The organism is Colidextribacter sp. OB.20, from assembly GCF_009911595.1.
Taxonomy (GTDB): Bacteria; Bacillota; Clostridia; order Oscillospirales; family Oscillospiraceae; genus Lawsonibacter.
In genome coordinates, this window is the sequence record NZ_QWKG01000154.1 from 1 (window position 1) to 934 (window position 934).

The following is a 934-nucleotide window of genomic DNA, read 5'->3' on the forward strand; positions in this document are numbered from 1 at the left end:
CTCATAATTTCTGGAGCCGGGCTCCATCCGGCTGAGCTTCTGCTGGAGCTTTGCCAGCTTCTCTTGGGAGTCCTTCAACCACCGGGGCGGGTCGGCCATATCGCCGTTGTCCGCCACATAGAAGTGGCCCATGGAGTATTTCAGGCCCAGGGTCGTTTCTGGGGTGGGGACCACCGGCTCAGGCTGTCTTACCGGGAGCTCGTAGAGGATGGAGCAGTAAAATTTGCCCGTTTTGGTCTTGCTGACGGTAATCCGTCTCAGCCTCCACCAGCCCTCAGGCCGGCGGGAGAACCTGGCCTTGACAATTCCCGCCTTGGTCATGCGGATTCCGTCCCGGGTGGTGTAGATGGTGGGGCCGGACTCAAACACGTGGTTGCAGGCGGTAAAGGACTCCCGGTCGTCCTTTTTGCGCTTGAATTTAGGCTGCCGGAATGTCTCCGGGCTCTTGAAGAACACCCGAAACGCCTGGGAGAGCTTGTTGTACTCCTGAGTCAGCGCCTGGTTGTCGACCTCTTTCAGGAACGGCGCGCCGTTTTTGTACTTGGCCGGAGTGGGGATGAAATGGGCCCCTGTCTCGGCGTAGAATCGCTGCTGGTCGGAGAGCATCTGGTTCCAGACGTACCGGCAGCAACCGAAGGTCTTTTCAAACAGCTCCGCCTGGGCCGGGGTGGGATAGAGCCGGACCTTGAGGGTGGTGTACTGAATGACCTGTCCGTCCACAGCCCTTGCTTTCCGCGCCATCGCCAGCCGCACCTCCGTCCGCTGCGGTCAGGTTCTATAGAACCTGACCACCTGAAAACAGGAGATTCGACAAAATAAACTTGTTTGAAATTTTTATGTTTTAGGGCTAAAGTATTAGGAAAGACTGCCGATATGTATTATTGAAACGGCTATAAAAACGCGGCCAGGTTGTATACAACCTGGCCGCGTTTTT

At 56.3% G+C, this 934-nt stretch carries 1 protein-coding gene; it reads right to left on the minus strand.

Annotation, left to right across the window (positions count from 1 at the left end; genetic code table 11):
- The coding region (locus D1641_RS18955) for an RNA-guided endonuclease TnpB family protein (protein ID WP_160668553.1) at positions 1 to 741 on the minus strand (741 nt) is incomplete at its 3' end.
- Between the last annotated feature and the right edge of the window lie 193 nt (positions 742 to 934).